This window comes from Brumicola blandensis, from assembly GCF_031846165.1.
In the GTDB taxonomy this organism is placed as follows: Bacteria; Pseudomonadota; Gammaproteobacteria; order Enterobacterales; family Alteromonadaceae; genus Glaciecola; species Glaciecola blandensis.
In genome coordinates, this window is the sequence record NZ_JAVRIE010000004.1 from 391,240 (window position 1) to 408,638 (window position 17,399).

Consider the following 17,399-nt stretch of genomic DNA (forward strand, 5'->3'; position numbering starts at 1 on the left):
ACTTAATGACAAAGCAAAGCTATGACATTGTAATTGCAGGTGGCGGCATCGTCGGGTGCGCCGCCGCTTTGGCTTTGAGCAATCATACTGGCTACTCAATCGCTGTCGTGGAAGCATTCGCTCAAGACACGCAAGCAAAACCACTAGAAATATCAAGCAACAGTAAGGTTAAAACAAGCTCAACTGGAAATCAAACTCACCCCAGTTTTGATACTCGAGTCGTTGCTTTAGCACAAGAGTCATATCAACAGCTGTTAGCGTTCGGCATAGATATGGACACAATCACAAGCTGTCCAATAAAGCATATTCACGTCTCAGATCGTGGACATCTTGGACAGGTTCAGTTAAGAGCTCAAAATGCTATTGGCGCTTTGAATAATGATGAGGCGAGTATGGGGCATGTTGTCTCACTGGCTGATATGGGCACGCATCTTTTGAAGCTAATTGAATCAAGTCGAGTTGATTATTTAAGCCCATTTAAAATTACTGAGTTAGAAAGAGGCGAATCGTCGACCAGCTTGACCTTAATTAACAGCTCGTTTGAAGACTTTGATAATACACCAGAGCAAAAGGCGAGTAAGCAGACACTGCTGCTAGAAGCGAAGCTAGTGATTGTTGCTGAAGGTGCTCAATCGCCAACACGGGGCTTGTTTAAACTTTCTCATGAGGTTGACGCCTATCAGCAAAGTGCCATTATAGCCAACGTGCTTTGTCAACGTCCTCATCATAACCGTGCGTTCGAGCGTTTTACCTCGCAGGGTCCTATCGCACTGTTACCGATGCAAACGGAAGGCGGCAATCAAATGTCCTTAGTTTGGACTGCTCAAACAGAGAATGCCAAGCAAATCACGGCGTTGAGTGATAAGGCGTTCTTGCTAGAATTACAAGGACTCTTCGGTGACAAGCTAGGTAAAATAGTAGCAACATCACCTCGACATTCTTATCCTCTCATGCTCGTAAAAACACCGATATTCGCCTCCCACCGCGTAATTTGCATGGGCAACGCAGCACAGAGCTTGCACCCCATCGCGGGACAGGGCTTCAACTTGGGGGTAAGAGATATTGATGGTTATTTACAGTGCATCCAAAAACAAGATGCAATACCGCCTGACCCGGGTACGTTTGAAATAACACATTCGTACAAGCAACTGCGAGAGAAAGACAAAAGTAGTGTTATTCAGGCAACCGATGGCTTAGTTCGTATTTTTTCAAATCAGCATTTCCCCTTCGTTGTGGGGAGAAACATCAGTTTGTTTGCGTTGAATCATGCGCCGGTGTTCAAAGATAAGTTAGCCTCCTTTGCAATGGGTAAGCGCTAGAATGAGGTTAATATAAAAATGTTGAGTGTAGATGTTGCTATTGTTGGCGCAGGTATCGCAGGTCAAACACTGGCTTTAGGCTTGGCTCAAGCTGATTTTAGTGTGGCAGTGATTGATGCAGCGAAGCTTGAGTCAGTGCCTGAAGACGCTTTTTCTCCACGAGTCAGCGCAATCAGCAAAGCAAGTGAGCGTATTTTTCGAAATCTCGGCGCTTGGGAGCACATACAACGCATGCAAGCGTATTCAGCTATGCATGTGTGGGAAGACCAAAGCTTTGGTGAGATACATTTCTCAGCAAGTGAAAATCAGATCGATAACTTGGGTCACATCATCGAAAACACTGTGATCACGCAAGCTTTGTTTGAAGCGGGTAAATTACTACCTAATTTAACGGTATTAGAAGAACAAAAAATCCAATCTTTGAACCAAGGAGATGGGCAGCAGCTTATTCAACTCGAAAGTGGCGAGATGGTGATGTGTAAATTGCTGGTGGGCGCTGACGGGGGAAATTCCTTCGTACGCAAACAGGCAAAATTTGCGGTGACCTCATGGGATTATGACCATATCGCGATTGTTGCCAATGTGAAAACTCAAGAAGCACATCAACTGGTGGCTAGACAAGCATTCACACCCCATGGACCTCTGGCATTTTTGCCTCTCAGCGACCCAAACACCTGTTCTATCGTTTGGTCACAAGATACTGACGTTGCAGAAGATTTGCTCGCGCTAAATGAAGAGGCTTTTTGTCAATCCCTACAAGTAGCCCTAGATAACCACTTGGGTAAATGTGAACTCATTACCCCTCGTTTTCACTATCCGTTGAAAATGCAATACGCGCAACAATGGGTGAGCGACGGTATTGTTTTAGTTGGAGACGCCGCCCATACCATTCACCCACTGGCGGGGCAGGGGGCGAATCTTGGATTACTTGATGTTGCGTCATTGGTTCAGGAACTGACCCGTTTAAAGGCTGAGAATAAGCCTTTTCATACACTGAAGTCTTTGCGAGCTTATGAGCGCTGGCGAAAAGCAGAAGCAATGAAGGTGATCGCGACGATGGAAGGCTTTAAGCGCATGTTCAGCGGTACGTTTGCTCCGCTTAAATTAGCCAGAGGGCTGGGTCTTGCTGGTGCAAACTCTATTCAGCCGATTAAACACTTCTTTATTCAGCAAGCAACGGGCAGCGCGGGTAAACTGCCAGACTTAGCAAAGTAGGAAAAATACACGCGGGGCCAACTATATGCCAACTTCAGTACGTTTAAACATAGCGACTTTACCCATCGCAACGGCATTCCCAAAAAGAACAATGAGCACACCAATAGCCGATAGAAGCGTCCATTGATAGCCCTCAAATAGCGTCGAAATAGCCAAGGCGACAATGGGGTAAACTAAAACTACATACGCAGCCTTATCGGAACCTATTTGCTGCAGAAGCTTCATGTAAGCTCCAAACGCAAGTACCGAGCCAAACATGGCTAAATAAAGCAAGGCATAGTAATAACTTGGCGTAGTGGGCAATGTGAAATCGGCGCCACTAAATAAAGCGAAACCGAAGGTAAAACTTAAACTGTAGCTCATTGCATAGAAGTTCATTTGGATGACGGGGGTTCCGGCGTCGAGGATCTTTTCCGAAACTACATTGCCAATACCCGCACTCAAAAATGAGGCGGCAGCAAACAACAAGCCTATCATTAAGCCTTGGTTTACACTCAAGGCTTCAAACTCTGGAATAAATATCATAAAGATACCGGATAAACCAAAAGTTGCGCCCACCACGACTTCTAATCGCATAGGTTTTCCAAGTAGCAAGCGTCTTAATACTACATTGATATAAATAACGCTAGAACTTAGCAGGGCGAGTAAGGCGCTAATAATGTGTTGTTGAGCAGCGTAGAGAAAAGAGTAGTCGAGGGTGTAAAATAAGACGCCCACTAATATAAGTTTCTTGTGGGTTTGCCAAGAAAGGCGCATGGGGAGTTTTTTTAACCAGCACCACGCACCTAAAATACAAGCAGCAATCGTAAATCTAAAAGCCACCGATACCGCTGGATCGATGACATTAATTTGATAGTTAATTGCTATCCAAGTCGAACCCCATATTAAACAGGTTGCAACAAATAATAAGGGGTTGGACATTCTCTTTATTGACTCTCTTGTGTTGAGTTTTCACTTGCTTTCGCCGCTTCTACCATCGCTCTTACATCGGCAAGTAATGCTTTGGCGTCATAGACAATGCCGTCTTTGATTGTGTAATCGACCCCACCTGAACGAATTGGTTGATTATCTTCATTCAAACGATAGTGCCCAGTGCCGTACAACACTTTAAAGTTGCGCAAAGGGTTTTCTTTGATGATCAGCATATCGGCTTTCTTACCAATATTGATTGAACCAATTTCATCTGCCATACCCAAAGCTTCTGCACCATTCAGTGTGGCGGCTTGAATAACTTCAAAAGGGTTGAATCCAGCTTCGCGCAAAAGTTCTAGTTCGCTGATGTAACCAAAGCCATAAATCTTGTAAATATAACCCGAGTCAGAACCCGTTGTGACGCGACCACCGTGATTTTTAAAATCATTTATAAACTGCATCCAAAGACGGAAGTTTTCTTTCCACTCAATTTCTTCATCAGTTGTCCAATCAAACCAGTATGAACCGTGTGCATAACGACTTGGCTTAAAGAATTCCCATAAAGTCGGTAGCGTATAATCTTTATGCCAGTCAGCATTTCGTTCACGCATTAAGTCACGGCTGGCTTGATAAATTGTCATGGTTGGATTGATCGTGAAATTAAGATCAATGAGTTCATCACGAACAGCATTCCACTTTTCTGAGCCATAGGGCGCAGCTTGTTTCCAAAGCTTCCCAGCTTCAGCAAAGCGGTCTTGTTCGTTATTGTAATTATAGGTTGCTGGGTAATTCTGTATGGTTTGCGCCTCAAATAATGCTTCCGGCAAACCATACCAATGCTCCATTGTGGTTAAACCTAAGCGAGCGCTATCTAATACATTCATGCTCATCACGTTCAGTTGCGCGTGGTGCATCATAGTACCAATATTTTGTTTTTTAGCTTCCTCGAGTGCAGCGGTCATTACTTTTGGTGTCGCACCAAAGAACTTAAGACCCTTTGCACCTTGTTTTGCTGCTTTCTTTACCCAATCACGCGCTTGTTTTGCAGTGAAAATAGGCTCTTTGCTACCCATACCAAAGCCAAGGTAAGGAACAATGCGTGGCGCAACGATTTGGTTTTTCTCACTGCGCTTAGCATGATCAAGTACCCAGTCTAAACCGTTAAAACTGCCTGGTTCTCGAACAGTGGTAATACCGTGCCCTAGCCATAATTTAAAGACATATTCAGCAGGGATATTGTCAGCTGAACCACCGATATGGCCATGCATATCAATAAAGCCGGGTAAAACATAATAGCCTTCCAACTCTAAGACTTTGTCACCTTCTTGAATTTTAGGGCGTTTATTCGCCTTAATAGGCACACCAGGGTGACCGACACTGACAATGTTAGTGATGCGATTACCTTCAACCACAATATCAACAGGGCCCATAGGTGGCGCACCTTCACCGTTGACTACGGTCACACCACGCAGGATAAGGCGTTCATAAGGCCCTTCTCCTTCGTCGCTAGCTTTGTTTGGCGCTTTGGCGCCGGGAGCTGCATGAGCAACCGAAATAATCGATATGGTAATGAATAAAAATAGGTACTTGCTTAGGAGTTTCAACATGTTTCCGCCATTCTTGTTTTTTTAGCAGTATACGATGAAATATCGAGATCTTCACCGCTTTGGCAAGATTAGTAGACAATTGTATGAAATATCACCACAGTGTATTGATTTGAATGACATGAAATCCTCGACATGTCACAAAATCCTACTATCATTTGTGTAATATCGCGCCATAGGGATTTCATTTTATTTATGGCGCTCAATTCTTTTTATTAATAGTTTTCATGGAATTAAAGGATTTTTAAGGATGAAAAAGCATCTTGTCGCTGCCTTGAGTTTTTTGTGCCTGTCTGCTGCATGCTCTTCCGGTACAGCCCCATCATCTGACGATCAAAGTGAAGATAGTGTATTCACGCTTGCATTTGCATCCTGTGCAAATCAGTATGAGCCTCAAGCCGTTTGGACCGAAATAGCAAAGACTCAGCCCGATGTATTCTTGTTTATTGGTGATAATGTTTATGCTGATATCTATATGGTCGATGGCAAACGCAAAAAAAATCCAGCGCAATCAAAAGAACGCTTCGAAGAGGCTTATGCTTTAGCTAACGCGATACCTGAATTCGCTGCTTTCCGTAAACAAGTACCATTGATGTTGGGCACTTGGGATGATCACGATTATGGTGCCAACGACGCAGGAAAAGAGTTTCCACTGAAGAAAGAATCACAAGAAGCGTTTCTCGATTTCTTTGAATTTGCCGAAGACGATCCTATCCGACAGCAAGCTGGCATTTACCACTCTCGCATGCTTGAGGATGCAGGGAATCGCATTCAAATCATTGTATTAGATACTCGATATCACCGCGACCCACTTAACATGAATCCGCAAGGTAGACCGCAGAACAAGGGGCCCTATTTACCGGTTACGGACAAAAGCAAAACAATTTTAGGACTAGAGCAATGGGCTTGGCTAGAGCAGGAGTTGCTTAAGCCTGCCGACGTTCGTTTTATTGTCAGTAGTATTCAATTTGTTGCTTACGAGCATTCATGGGAAGGCTGGGGGATCTTTCCTCATGAGCGTGAAAGAATGTATCGCTTGATTGGCGAAACTAAAGCTAACGGCGTTGTATTTTTGAGCGGTGACCGACATTTAATGGAAATTTCCAAAGATAGCGGTGAATTGGGATCAGAAGTGCCATATCCAATCTGGGATTTTACCTCTAGTGACATTACGCGACAGTTTACCCCCGTGAATGAAGGCAATACATTCAGGCAAGGTTCTGTGGTTAGAGACACTAATTTTGGTGAAGTGAATGTTGAGTGGGCTGATGCGCTTTTGCAGTCCAAAATTATACTCACAGCAAGAGACAGAGAGGGTGGCATCTTGAATCAGCAGAAAATACAGCTGAGTGAACTTCAGCATTAATGAATGAGTGAGAACATCCTAGTATCAAATAAATGTGTTTAGTCGTCATGGAAAATAGATTGTCCGATATTAATATAAAAGTACCTTACAACAGTCAACCAATACTCATCAAAGCATTACTAACGACACTGTTATGCGCCTTGTTTGGTGTGTTAGCTTGGTTCGACTATGAGGCCATTAAGTTAAGCTTTCGTTTTGTTCTGTTGGCAATCAGTTGTTCTGTATTTTTCGCTATTTGCTGCGTTTACTGGTTGAAACTTCTATTCACTCGACGTAATTCGCTCAGTATTGACGCTGAAAGGATCACGTGGGTGAATGATTACAAAAAAGCCAGTGTGAAATGGTCTTTTATTCGAGAGGTGAATATTGTTGAACTAGCGAAAGCTGGACGTTCTAAGGCGACAGTCTATGACTTTACACTAGATGCTCGTGAATCTAGCCTGCCTAGCCCAGTTTCGCTTTACGCCATCGATTATCACATCTCTCATCCGCAGTTATTAGAAGTGATAGAGCAAGCAGGCAAGGAGTACAATTTTCAAGTGATTCTTGACCGAATGTAGTCCGCCAAAGTCAGGCTGACTTGCGGGTGTTGTGTGTCTTGGTTGAACAAACAAATCTTGATCTTGCCTAAGGGCGGAAGCCGTTTATTTTTGATGATATCTAGCTCTGGCGGCACACTGCTTTTTGCCAATGCAGTCACACCTAAACCTTGTTTAATAGCCGCGATCAAGCCGTACAAGTCAGCATTGGTGTAAGAAATTTTCCATGCTTTGGTTTGTTGTTTTAACTGTTGAATGACTCTCGAACGATACACGCAGCCGTCGGGCGCCAACACCAGTGACAGGTTGTTCGTGTTCATCACTTGTTTGTTATCACCCACCCAAACCAGTTCATCCTCAATCAATAGTTCTCCTTCCATAGGTTCGTCTGGGTTAACCAAGGCCAAAATAAGGTCGAAGTCATTGCGCTTATTGTTGTTTAATAATTGTCTACTCAAGGCTGACGTCACATCGAGTGATACGTCTGGATAACGAACGCTGAACTCGCCGATAATGCTGGGCAACAAACGAGATGCAAATTCGCTGGGAATGCCAAGACGCAGACGACCGCGCAAGGTATCTTGTTCTAAGTGTCGGAAGATGTCGTCATTGATCGCTAACATCTGTTTGGCTTCTTCAAATAGCCATTGGCCATCGGCATTGGCTTGGTAACGTTGACCGACTTTATCAAAGAGCTTCTTGCCGAGCTGACCTTCTAGCTTTTTTATCTGCAGGCTGATAGCGGGCTGTGAACGACCTAATAACTCGCCTGCTTTATTGTAGCCACCTAGCTCGATTATGGTCACAAAGGTGCGCAAATTATCCAGTGATAGTTGTTTCATTAGTTTTCCTTTGTGATATTTCAAAGCTTAAAAAGCTCAAAAGCTAAAAAGCTAATAAAAGCTAATAAAAGCTAATAAAAGCTAACACACTTAAAGCACGGCATGTAGCAAAGGCGCTTCAAGCCCATCCATGGGTCGCTTGGCAATCGGCGTCCTGCCGATTGACACTTTGCTACATGCCGTGCTTCAAGTGCATCAGCTTTTCATCGCAGTATGATGGTCACAAAGCATGCAGCAAAGGCGCTTCAGGCCCATCCATGGGTCGCTTGGCAATCGGCGTCCTGCCGATTGACACTTTGCTACATACCGTGCTTCAGGTGCATCAGCTTTTTACATCGCGGTTTTTATCAGTAGTTTTAATGCATTGTAGTGAATACATTTAAAAAGTAAATGTATTCATTAGGACTTTTAATTAGAAAAGTAGGGGGGCACTCCATATACTTTGATGCATTAAATCGATAGCGAGAGATACAAATGAACACGACTGCACTATACGACGCGCATATTAAAGCTGGCGCTAAAATGGTTGATTTTTTCGGTTGGAATATGCCGATTAATTACGGCTCACAGATTGAAGAGCACAATGCCGTTCGCCAAGATGCGGGTATGTTTGACGTGTCGCACATGACGATTGTTGATGTGATTGGTGCAGAGGCGAAAGCTTATTTGCGTTACTTGTTAGCTAACGATGTTGAAAAGCTACAAGCCAAAGGCAAGGCACTTTATAGCGGCATGCTGAATGAAGCGGGTGGTGTTGTTGATGATTTGATTGTGTATCACTTCGAAGCAACGAACTATCGCTTGGTTGTGAACTCGGCAACCAAAGAAAAAGATTTAAACTGGTTGAACAAGATTGCAGATGGCTTTGACGTGACCATTACTGAACGCGATGAATTCGCCATGATTGCTGTTCAAGGGCCAACAGCTCAAGCAAAAGCGCAAAGCTTATTCTCAGCGGCACAAAAAGAGGCGGTTGCTGACATGAAACCTTTCTTTGGTGTGCAAGCTGAAGACTTGTTTATTGCAACGACGGGTTACACCGGCGAAGCAGGATACGAAATTATGGTTCCAGCAGCGCGAGCTGAAGAATTTTGGGATCAGTTGCTTGCTGCTGGCGTTGTGCCTTGTGGTTTAGGTGCCAGGGATACGCTTCGCCTTGAGGCTGGTATGAACTTATATGGCCAAGACATGGATGAAACAATATCGCCTTTAGCGGCAAACATGGCTTGGACCGTTACATGGGAACCAGCAGAGCGTGACTTTGTTGGTCGTAAAGCGCTTGAAGCTCAAAAAGCTGCAGGCCACGATAAACTTGTTGGTTTAGTGATGACAGATAAAGGTGTACTGCGTGCTGGTTTGAAAGTAATTACTGCGAACGGTGAAGGTGTTATTACTTCTGGTACCTTCTCTCCAACATTGGGCCACAGTATCGCCATGGCGCGCGTTCCGGCTGGCACTGAAATTGGTGGCACGGTAGAGGTGGAAATGCGCAAAAAATTGGTTACAGTTAATGTAGTAAAACCAAGTTTCGTGCGAAATGGAAAAAGCGTGCTATAGCAAACGACTGTTTGCAATATGCCTAAACGAATAAGAACAACTGACTAATAGCTAGGAAAGATTATGAGCAATATACCAACTGATTTACGTTATGCGAGCACTCACGAATGGGTTCGTCCTGAAGGCGATGGTGTTTTCACTGTCGGTATTACTGAACACGCCCAAGATTTGCTTGGTGATATGGTGTTTGTTGATTTGCCAGACGAAGGTGATGCGGTAACTACCGGTGATGACTGCGCTGTTGCTGAATCTGTAAAAGCGGCGTCTGACATTTATTCTCCTCTTACAGGTGAAATTGTTGGTGTTAACGAGCAACTAGAAGATTCGCCAGAACTGGTTAACTCTGACCCTTACGGTGATGGTTGGTTATTTAAAGTAAAAGCAGAAGATCCTGCTGAAGTTGAAGGCCTAATGGATGCAGAAGCATACGAAGGCTCAATCGAAGAAGAATAAAACGCTTCTTTAGCGGACTTGGTTTTACTGAACAACTCCGCAAACAAACATATAGGCTGCAAGCCTTGACTCAAGACGCCGCTTTTTCAGTGGCGCTTTGATTTCTATTTTCAAATTTGTTTTTAGGTCGCCAATTTATGAGTACATCAAATACCCCAGTTTCTTTGCTAGATTTAGAGCAACCAAACGACTTTATTCGTCGTCATATTGGCCCTGGCCGTGACGAAATGGCGTCTATGTTGGATTTCATCGGTGCGGATTCATTAGATGATTTAATGCAACAAACTGTGCCGGCCGGCATTCGTTTACCTGAACCTTTAAAAGTAGGTGAAGCGCAAACTGAAGTGAATGCCTTAGCTGAGCTAAAAGCCGTTGCCAAAAAGAACGTCATCAATCGTTCGTTCATCGGCATGGGCTACAGCAATACGCATACGCCTAACGTTATTCTTAGAAATGTACTTGAAAACCCAGGTTGGTATACGGCGTATACACCTTACCAGCCAGAAATTGCGCAAGGTCGTTTGCAAGCGATCCTAAACTTCCAGCAAGTGACAATTGACTTAACTGGTTTGCCATTGGCATCTGCTTCTCTGTTAGATGAAGCAACGGCTGCCGCGGAAGCAATGGGTCTTGCTAAGCGCGTATCTAAAAACAAAAAGTCAAATAGCTTTTTCGTGTCTCAAGGCGTTCATCCGCAAACACTTGATGTAGTAAAAACACGTGCTGAAATGTTTGGTTTTGAAGTGATCGTTGGTCACGCATTGGAAGCAGCAAACCACGATGTATTCGGTGTGTTATTGCAGTATCCAAGCTCAACTGGCGAAATTAAAAATATTTCCAAAGTGATAGCTGACGTTCAAGCAAATAAAGGAATTGTTGCCGTTGCCTCAGATTTGATGGCACTTACCATGTTGACACCTCCCGGTGAGCTCGGCGCTGATGTCGTACTTGGTAGTGCGCAGCGTTTCGGTGTACCAATGGGTTATGGTGGTCCACACGCAGCATTCTTTGCAACTCGTGACTCTTACAAACGTTCATTACCGGGCCGTATTATTGGTGTGTCAAAAGACACGCGCGGCCGTCCAGCGTTGAGAATGGCTCTGCAAACAAGAGAGCAACACATTCGTCGTGAGAAAGCCAATTCGAATATTTGTACGGCTCAAGTTTTACTAGCAAACATGGCAAGCTTCTACGCGGTATATCATGGCCCGATAGGCTTAAAAACAATAGCTAATCGCATACACCGTTTTACCGACATTCTCGCTGCGGGCCTAGTTCAAAAAGGTCTTGAGCTTGCTCACACAACTTGGTTCGATACCATCACTGTGAAAGTAGCTAACAAAGCAGAAGTGTTAAGTAAAGCGACTGCAAAAGGTATGAACTTCAGAGCTGATTTGGACGGAGCCGTTGGTATCAGTCTTGATGAAACCACTACTCGTACTGATATCGATGATTTGTTCGCTGTTCTGGTAGGTGACAACCATGGTTTAGATATCGCAGCCTTGGACGCAGCTATTGTTGAAAATGGTTCTGAATCTATACCGCAAGAACTAGTGAGAACATCTGACTTTCTAACGCATGAAGTATTTAACAGCTATCATTCAGAAACTGAAATGTTGCGTTATATTAAGTCGCTTGAAAACAAAGATCTTGCACTTAATCACAGTATGATTTCATTAGGCTCTTGTACCATGAAGCTCAACGCAACAGCCGAAATGATTCCTGTGACGTGGCCTGAATTTGGTCAGTTGCACCCGTTTGCGCCAATTGATCAAGCCCAAGGTTATAAAGAAATGATTGATGAGCTGAGTGATTGGTTGATTGATATTACTGGTTACGATTCACTATCAATGCAGCCAAACTCTGGTGCACAAGGCGAATACTCTGGCCTACTAGCCATTACTCGTTATCACCAGAGTCGAGGTGAAGGTCACAGAAATGTGTGCCTGATCCCACAATCTGCTCATGGAACAAACCCTGCGTCTGCACAGATGCTGAGCCTTAAAGTTGTTGTGGTTAACTGTGATGCAAAAGGTAACGTTGACTTAAACGACCTGCGCACTAAAGCGGAAGAAGTCAAAGATAACTTGAGCTGCGCGATGATCACTTACCCATCAACGCACGGTGTTTACGAAGAAACGGTAAAAGAAATTTGTGACATTGTGCATGAATTTGGCGGACAGGTTTACATGGATGGTGCCAACATGAACGCTCAGGTAGGCATTACTTCTCCTGGCTTGATTGGCTCTGATGTTTCGCACTTGAACTTACACAAAACCTTCTGTATTCCACACGGTGGCGGTGGCCCGGGTATGGGACCTATCGGCGTTAAAGCGCACTTAGCTCCATTTTTACCAAGCCATTCTGTTGTTGGTTTAGAAGCCGGTGGTACAGGCGAAGATTTAGCAAACAATGGCGCAGTTTCTGCTGCACCATGGGGCAGCGCGTCAATTTTGCCTATCAGCTACATGTACATCAAAATGATGGGTAGTGAAGGTTTGAAAAAGGCATCAGAAGTCGCGATTTTGAATGCAAACTATGTGGCGAAGAAATTAGAAGGTCATTACCCAGTCTTGTATAAAGGCAATAATGACCGTGTTGCTCACGAATGTATAATCGACCTACGTCCATTGAAAGAAGCATCTGGCGTAACTGAGATGGATGTGGCCAAGCGTTTGAACGACTATGGTTTCCACGCGCCAACTATGAGTTTCCCGGTTGCTGGTACATTGATGATTGAGCCAACGGAATCCGAAGCTTTAGCTGAATTGGATCGCTTTATTGAAGCGATGATTTGCATTCGAGAAGAAATCGCAAAAGTAGAAAGCGGCGAATGGGACGCAACGGATAATCCATTGCATAACGCACCGCATACACTAGCCGATATTTGTGACAGTAACTGGGACAGAAGCTACGACAGACAGCTAGCTGCTTATCCAGTTGATGCTGTCGCAAAAGATAAGTTCTGGCCAACAGTAAATCGAATTGACGATGTGTATGGCGATAGAAACTTGATCTGCTCATGCCCTGATTTGGATAGTTATCGGGATTTTGCTGAGTGATTGACCAACTACAATTAAAATTGTGAACGCGACAATTAAGTTTGTGAATTCAATTAAGATTGTGAATGCGTAAATAAATAAAAAAGGCGAACCGACCGTGGTTCGCCTTTTTTATTTGGTCATTTCTTTTTGAAGTCTCGACCACATCGGTTTCAACTGTTTCTTTATTGCGCTAGATTGCATTTCTTTTGCAGCCCGGTATCCATAGGTGAGGAAGTTGCGCTTACCGAGGTGAGAATAACGCTCGTATAACTTCTTTTTTCGCAACTGTTCAGATGGCGGAGAGCCATTTTTTAATAGTTCTGAATTTGTTCTTCTCACGGTTTTTCGAGCAGAGCGGACTCCAGCCTTCATTCGGTTTGAGAACTTCGCAAGCGCAGCGGAGCGTATAAGCTTTCTTTCTCCATCGAATGTAAAACCAAGATATTGCAACGACTTTTTTCCCTTACATCTTAATTGGCCACCGTAGCGATAAAAGTCTCGAACTTCAGTTTTAGCAGCATTGATCTCTAATTTTAATCTTTTAATTTCATCTAGAGCGAGTGTTTCTGCCTCATCCCTCAAAGCGGGCTTAGTAATAAAAAGCATATCATCGCAATATCTAAAATAATGTCCCCCCTGACTTTCTAATGCTGCTTTCATCTTTGAGTCGAAGTCCAGCATATAGATATTTGACAGTAGTGCGCTTACTGGTGAGCCTTGTGGGATGCCAAAGTCGTTTTGATTTCGATATATAAGTCCCCCGTTTCTGACTTTTTCTCTAAATTCTTTTGCGGTGCAAGCTCTATGGCGGTTGAGTTTCGGATTATTGATCGATATGCCCAGTTCTTTGAATAGTATTGTTCGGTCAACATAGGCATATTGAGTGAGTGACTTGTAGACTGCAAAGTGATCGTCTGGGAGTTTTTTTAATCCCAACAAATTAGACCACACTCTCTTCAAAACCTGATGATCCAAATTGTCAAAAAAACCTGTTATATCTAGCCCTACGGCACTACATCGTCCCTTCTTCTTGATGATTTCGAATACGTCGTTAGCAAAATCAATATTGTTTTTACCTAAACTTCTGAAAGCTAGTACGTTTTCATGAAGTCCTCTACGTTGTACTTCTTCTTCGTAGCGTTTTCCGAGTAACCATGAGTAATAGGCATAAATATGCGAATCTAAGTGCGCAGCATATTTAATTTCTCTCGTTTTCCACTTTGGCTCAATCTCGCCAGCAGCGTTTAGCTTTACCTTGAAGGATTTAATACTGTAATGTATTAGAGGATAAAATGAATGCTTAGATACGCGTTTAGGACTGTTGACTAGCTTTTGAGCTTTTTTGAAAGATACTGGGGAGTCAAAGTGGAGATAGCCGCGTCTTTTAAACCAAGCATGCTTTTTAAGATGCATACACCCTCCAGCTAAAAGGGTGCAAAACCTGAAGAAGTGTAGGATTGTGGCCTTCCAGCATCTCCCTCAGGCTTAACAAACGTATCTTACTACGTATTCGTAGTGCGCAAAGCACAGGGCCACGAATGTCAGATATGATGTATAATATCGTAATCACAGGAGTCTTAGGTATGAAACCATTAGTTACCTGCGGCTGCTCAAGACAGTTAGTATTCCAGATTGTTTGGAACTTTCTGCTTGACAGCTTGTGATATACCTCACGCCCTAAAGACGTGAGCGTGTTTGATATTACGGCAAAACCAGAGTCCATTCAATTACTTCCTTTTTTCACGCCTTATTTGGTACTGACAGTTACTTGACCATTCATAAGCATTGGTAACAACCAATCTCGTAGTTTAGTTAACTTACTATTTTCTTCTCGATTAACAACTATCTTCGATAAAATTGAATCGAAAAAAGCTCTTTTATTTTTCATTTGTTCAGATCTAGGGATTAGGACCTTCAGACTATTAATGTCTTTAGCACTCAGATGGCCGACGGTCGTCCTCGAAACATTTTTTTCTCTGGCCTTTATATAGGGCTCTATCTGAAACAGAGCTTGAAGTTGAGATACGCATGAATTATCAACGCTTCGTATTCGAACACATCGTTGATTTAGATAGCACCCCTCTTTATCCCAGAAATTTAGGTGGAAATTTCCATCCATGCCTACTAATAGGTCTCCAGTTTTCAACAAATATTTATCATCTACTTTTTCTGTAGAAAAAATAGATATGCTGTTATCTAAAATGTTTCTTATCCTTACAACAACTGCTCCTTCTCCATGTGCGTTGAATAATTTAGTACTAAAAGGGTATCCATACTGGACGTCCATCTCCTCCGTAATAGCTTTGAGCGTCCACCCCTCCGGTATCTCACGTTTAAGCTCTTCGTTGTAAACCATCTTGCCGCCGGAAGATTTGTAGGGCTTGCCGCTTGCGTCGGGGAAGTCGAACTGTACGAACCAGTAGTCGTAAATTAGCTTAGCCATGGCTTCTAGTTCAGAATTGATTTTGTTGTTGAGTTCTATTTTTCTATCTAATGAGGAAAGAAGTTGACCTATTAATATTTGCTCGTCTAAGTGGGGTGCTCTTACTTTTACAGGGTATAAGTAATTTCTGTTCAGTGACGGTTGGGCGCTACCTGAATTTAATGCTGAAAAGTCCAAAGTTTTAAGTAAATAGAAAACAAAATCAACGTCATTTCCATTGAAATCTGTTACGTACATAGCCGTATTATGTGGCCAAAAGCTTTGCTGCGCCACATAGTGAACTTGACCAAAAGAACCACCACTCCGGCCGATAACTATTCCGGGACCATTAACTTTTGATTCATTGTGATACCCGTTCTGACCAGCAGCACCGTACACCGGGATATTACCTGTGTTTCTGTCTTTGCTTGTAAGATCGTATCCTCTTTTAACGGATATTAAATCTCCGATTGTTGTCATCTTCCAATTACTTTTCATATTTTAGATGACCCAAACGCTGTAAGATAGTGGTTTCTAACGTTTTAGACTCCGAGAACATATTTCTAAGAGAGGTTTCAAACCCCTTAACTTTTGAATCGAACTCTTGTTCAGTAATATCCACATATTCAATCTTAACCTCAAAATACTGTCCAGCACTAAGCGAGTAATTTTTAGTTGCAATATCGTCATAGCTAACTACCACGCTGAAATCATCTACCGCTTCTTTTTTATTAAAAGTATCGATGATCTGGTCTTCTTCGGCGTGAGTCAGAACAGTCTTCTGGTTTTTACCATCTTTAATAGTCTCGCCAAGGTTTGAGGCGTCTATTAGTACAACGTCACCTTTGTTGGCTTTGTCGATGAATAGGATTGAGACGTTCGTGCCTGTGTTAGCAAAAATGTTGGACGGCATGCTCACGACGCCAGCCAGCATTTTTTCATCAATAAGCTTTTGACGTATCTTCTTATCAATACCGCTTTGCGCTGTGATGAAGCCTGTGGGTACTACTATTGCAGCTTTACCATCATCTTTTAGCGAATACATGATGTGTTGAATGAACATCAGGTAGATGGCCATCGACTCTTTTTTCTTGGCTGGGACTTTCGGAATTCCCGCAAAGAAACGCTCTTGATTCGCTTTTGTCTCAAGGTCAGCACTGAAGTCAGAAAAATCTAGTTTGAACGGTGGATTGGAAACGATGTAATCGAACTTCTCTAACTCACCATTTGCTTGCTTATGATACGGGTCGAGTATCGTGTTGCCTTTGATGATGTTATGGATTGAGTGAACAAGGTCATTCAACACAAGGTTCAGGCGCAATAAGCTAGATGATTTTTGAGAAATGTCCTGAGAGTAAATAGTGCATTTATCTTCACCGATTTGGTGAGCCAAATTCATTAATAATGTGCCTGAACCTGCTGATGGGTCGTAGCAAGTAGCATTGTTTACTTCACCGTTAACCAAGCAACGGGCCATTATTTTTGATACCGCGTGAGGGGTAAAATATTCCGCGTATTTACCGCCGCTATTGGTGTTGTAGTCTTTTATCAAGTATTCAAATATTGTGGCATAGAAATCGAATTTTTCATCAAAGATGTTTTCAAAGCTGAAATCAACTAGCTTATTTACGATTGCTTTGCAGAATTGGTCGCGGTTATCAGTAACGTATTTACTGAGGTTTTCGAAAAGAACTATTTTTTCGCCACCTTCGGTTAATACCGAGAATATGTCGCTGTTGTCCTTAGCAATATCAGTCAACGTAGTGTCGAAGATTTCGGCAAAGTTAGGCTTTTCCTGACTATTAAACAATGAAGATATGAAGTGGTCTGGTCGTATCTTGGCCACACTTGGCTTCAAGCGCATATTCAGCTTTGCTACTTCTTTCTCAGAGAAAGTCGCAAATACATCTTCCCAGTTATCAACATCAGAAAGTCGCTTATCTAGTTTTTTCAGCTCAAAAACATACTTGTCGTTAAGGAACTTATACAAGAAAACTTGCGTAATTACCTTGAACTCATTTCCGTCATTACCTAAGCCAAAATTCGCACAGACCTTCTTTATATTGTCTATTAACGCTTTAGTTTGCTGCTCAAATTGCTGTGTTTTTGTCATATTATTTCTTTAA

General features: G+C 42.9%; 13 protein-coding genes. 7 read left to right on the forward strand and 6 right to left on the reverse strand.

Annotation, left to right across the window (positions count from 1 at the left end; genetic code table 11):
• The first annotated feature begins 5 nt into the window (after nt 1-5).
• Both RM544_RS12175 and RM544_RS12180 read left to right on the forward strand, forming a co-directional pair.
• On the forward strand, nt 6-1,319 hold the full coding sequence (locus RM544_RS12175; protein WP_311362061.1) for an FAD-dependent oxidoreductase: 1,314 nt from the start codon (nt 6-8) through the stop codon (nt 1,317-1,319).
• An 18-nt stretch (nt 1,320-1,337) separates the two neighbouring features.
• On the forward strand, nt 1,338-2,534 hold the full coding sequence (locus tag RM544_RS12180; RefSeq protein ID WP_311362062.1) for an FAD-dependent monooxygenase: 1,197 nt from the start codon (nt 1,338-1,340) through the stop codon (nt 2,532-2,534).
• A gap of 21 nt (nt 2,535-2,555) precedes the next feature.
• Here the strand turns inward: RM544_RS12180 and RM544_RS12185 are convergent, their stop codons facing one another.
• Both RM544_RS12185 and RM544_RS12190 read right to left on the reverse strand, forming a co-directional pair.
• Nucleotides 2,556-3,455, reverse strand: a complete 900-nt coding sequence (locus RM544_RS12185; protein ID WP_311362063.1) for a DMT family transporter — start codon at nt 3,453-3,455, stop codon at nt 2,556-2,558.
• A 5-nt stretch (nt 3,456-3,460) separates the two neighbouring features.
• Nucleotides 3,461-5,053 carry an amidohydrolase family protein gene (locus RM544_RS12190; RefSeq protein WP_311362064.1) on the reverse strand — a complete coding sequence of 531 codons (1,593 nt, stop codon included), beginning with the start codon at nt 5,051-5,053 and terminating at the stop codon, nt 3,461-3,463.
• A 247-nt stretch (nt 5,054-5,300) separates the two neighbouring features.
• Here RM544_RS12190 and RM544_RS12195 point away from each other — a divergent pair, with 247 nt between their 5' ends.
• On the forward strand, nt 5,301-6,416 hold the full coding sequence (locus tag RM544_RS12195) for an alkaline phosphatase D family protein (RefSeq protein ID WP_311362065.1): 1,116 nt from the start codon (nt 5,301-5,303) through the stop codon (nt 6,414-6,416).
• A 59-nt stretch (nt 6,417-6,475) separates the two neighbouring features.
• Entirely contained in the window at nt 6,476-6,976 is a 501-nt protein-coding gene (locus tag RM544_RS12200; RefSeq protein ID WP_311362066.1) for a hypothetical protein, read from the forward strand.
• On the opposite strand, the gene RM544_RS12205 is transcribed toward RM544_RS12200, so the two are convergent.
• A complete protein-coding gene (locus RM544_RS12205) occupies nt 6,952-7,797 on the reverse strand; it encodes a LysR family transcriptional regulator (RefSeq protein WP_311362067.1) in 846 nt (281 codons plus the stop codon). The genes RM544_RS12200 and RM544_RS12205 overlap by 25 nt on opposite strands.
• A 474-nt stretch (nt 7,798-8,271) precedes the next feature.
• On the opposite strand from RM544_RS12205, the gene gcvT reads away from it, so the two are divergent.
• The 3 genes from gcvT (at nt 8,272) to gcvP (ending at nt 12,869) form a co-directional block, all read left to right on the forward strand.
• Entirely contained in the window at nt 8,272-9,354 is a 1,083-nt protein-coding gene (gene gcvT / locus RM544_RS12210; RefSeq protein WP_311362068.1) for a glycine cleavage system aminomethyltransferase GcvT, read from the forward strand.
• A 63-nt stretch (nt 9,355-9,417) separates the two neighbouring features.
• Entirely contained in the window at nt 9,418-9,807 is a 390-nt protein-coding gene (gene gcvH, locus RM544_RS12215) for a glycine cleavage system protein GcvH (RefSeq protein ID WP_311362069.1), read from the forward strand.
• A gap of 137 nt (nt 9,808-9,944) precedes the next feature.
• Nucleotides 9,945-12,869, forward strand: a complete 2,925-nt coding sequence (gene gcvP / locus RM544_RS12220) for an aminomethyl-transferring glycine dehydrogenase (protein ID WP_311362070.1) — start codon at nt 9,945-9,947, stop codon at nt 12,867-12,869.
• Between the two features lie 111 nt (nt 12,870-12,980).
• Here gcvP and drt2 read toward each other — a convergent pair whose 3' ends face one another.
• The 3 genes from drt2 to RM544_RS12235 all read right to left on the reverse strand — a co-directional run bounded on the left by drt2 (nt 12,981) and on the right by RM544_RS12235 (nt 17,386).
• Nucleotides 12,981-14,264, reverse strand: coding sequence for an antiviral reverse transcriptase Drt2 (drt2, locus tag RM544_RS12225; protein WP_311362071.1), 1,284 nt, complete (start codon nt 14,262-14,264; stop codon nt 12,981-12,983).
• A 334-nt stretch (nt 14,265-14,598) separates the two neighbouring features.
• Nucleotides 14,599-15,771 carry a restriction endonuclease subunit S gene (locus RM544_RS12230; protein ID WP_311362072.1) on the reverse strand — a complete coding sequence of 391 codons (1,173 nt, stop codon included), beginning with the start codon at nt 15,769-15,771 and terminating at the stop codon, nt 14,599-14,601.
• A complete protein-coding gene (locus RM544_RS12235; protein WP_311362073.1) occupies nt 15,761-17,386 on the reverse strand; it encodes an HsdM family class I SAM-dependent methyltransferase in 1,626 nt (541 codons plus the stop codon). The genes RM544_RS12230 and RM544_RS12235 overlap by 11 nt, the downstream gene beginning before the upstream one ends.
• Nucleotides 17,387-17,399: the final 13 nt, after the last annotated feature.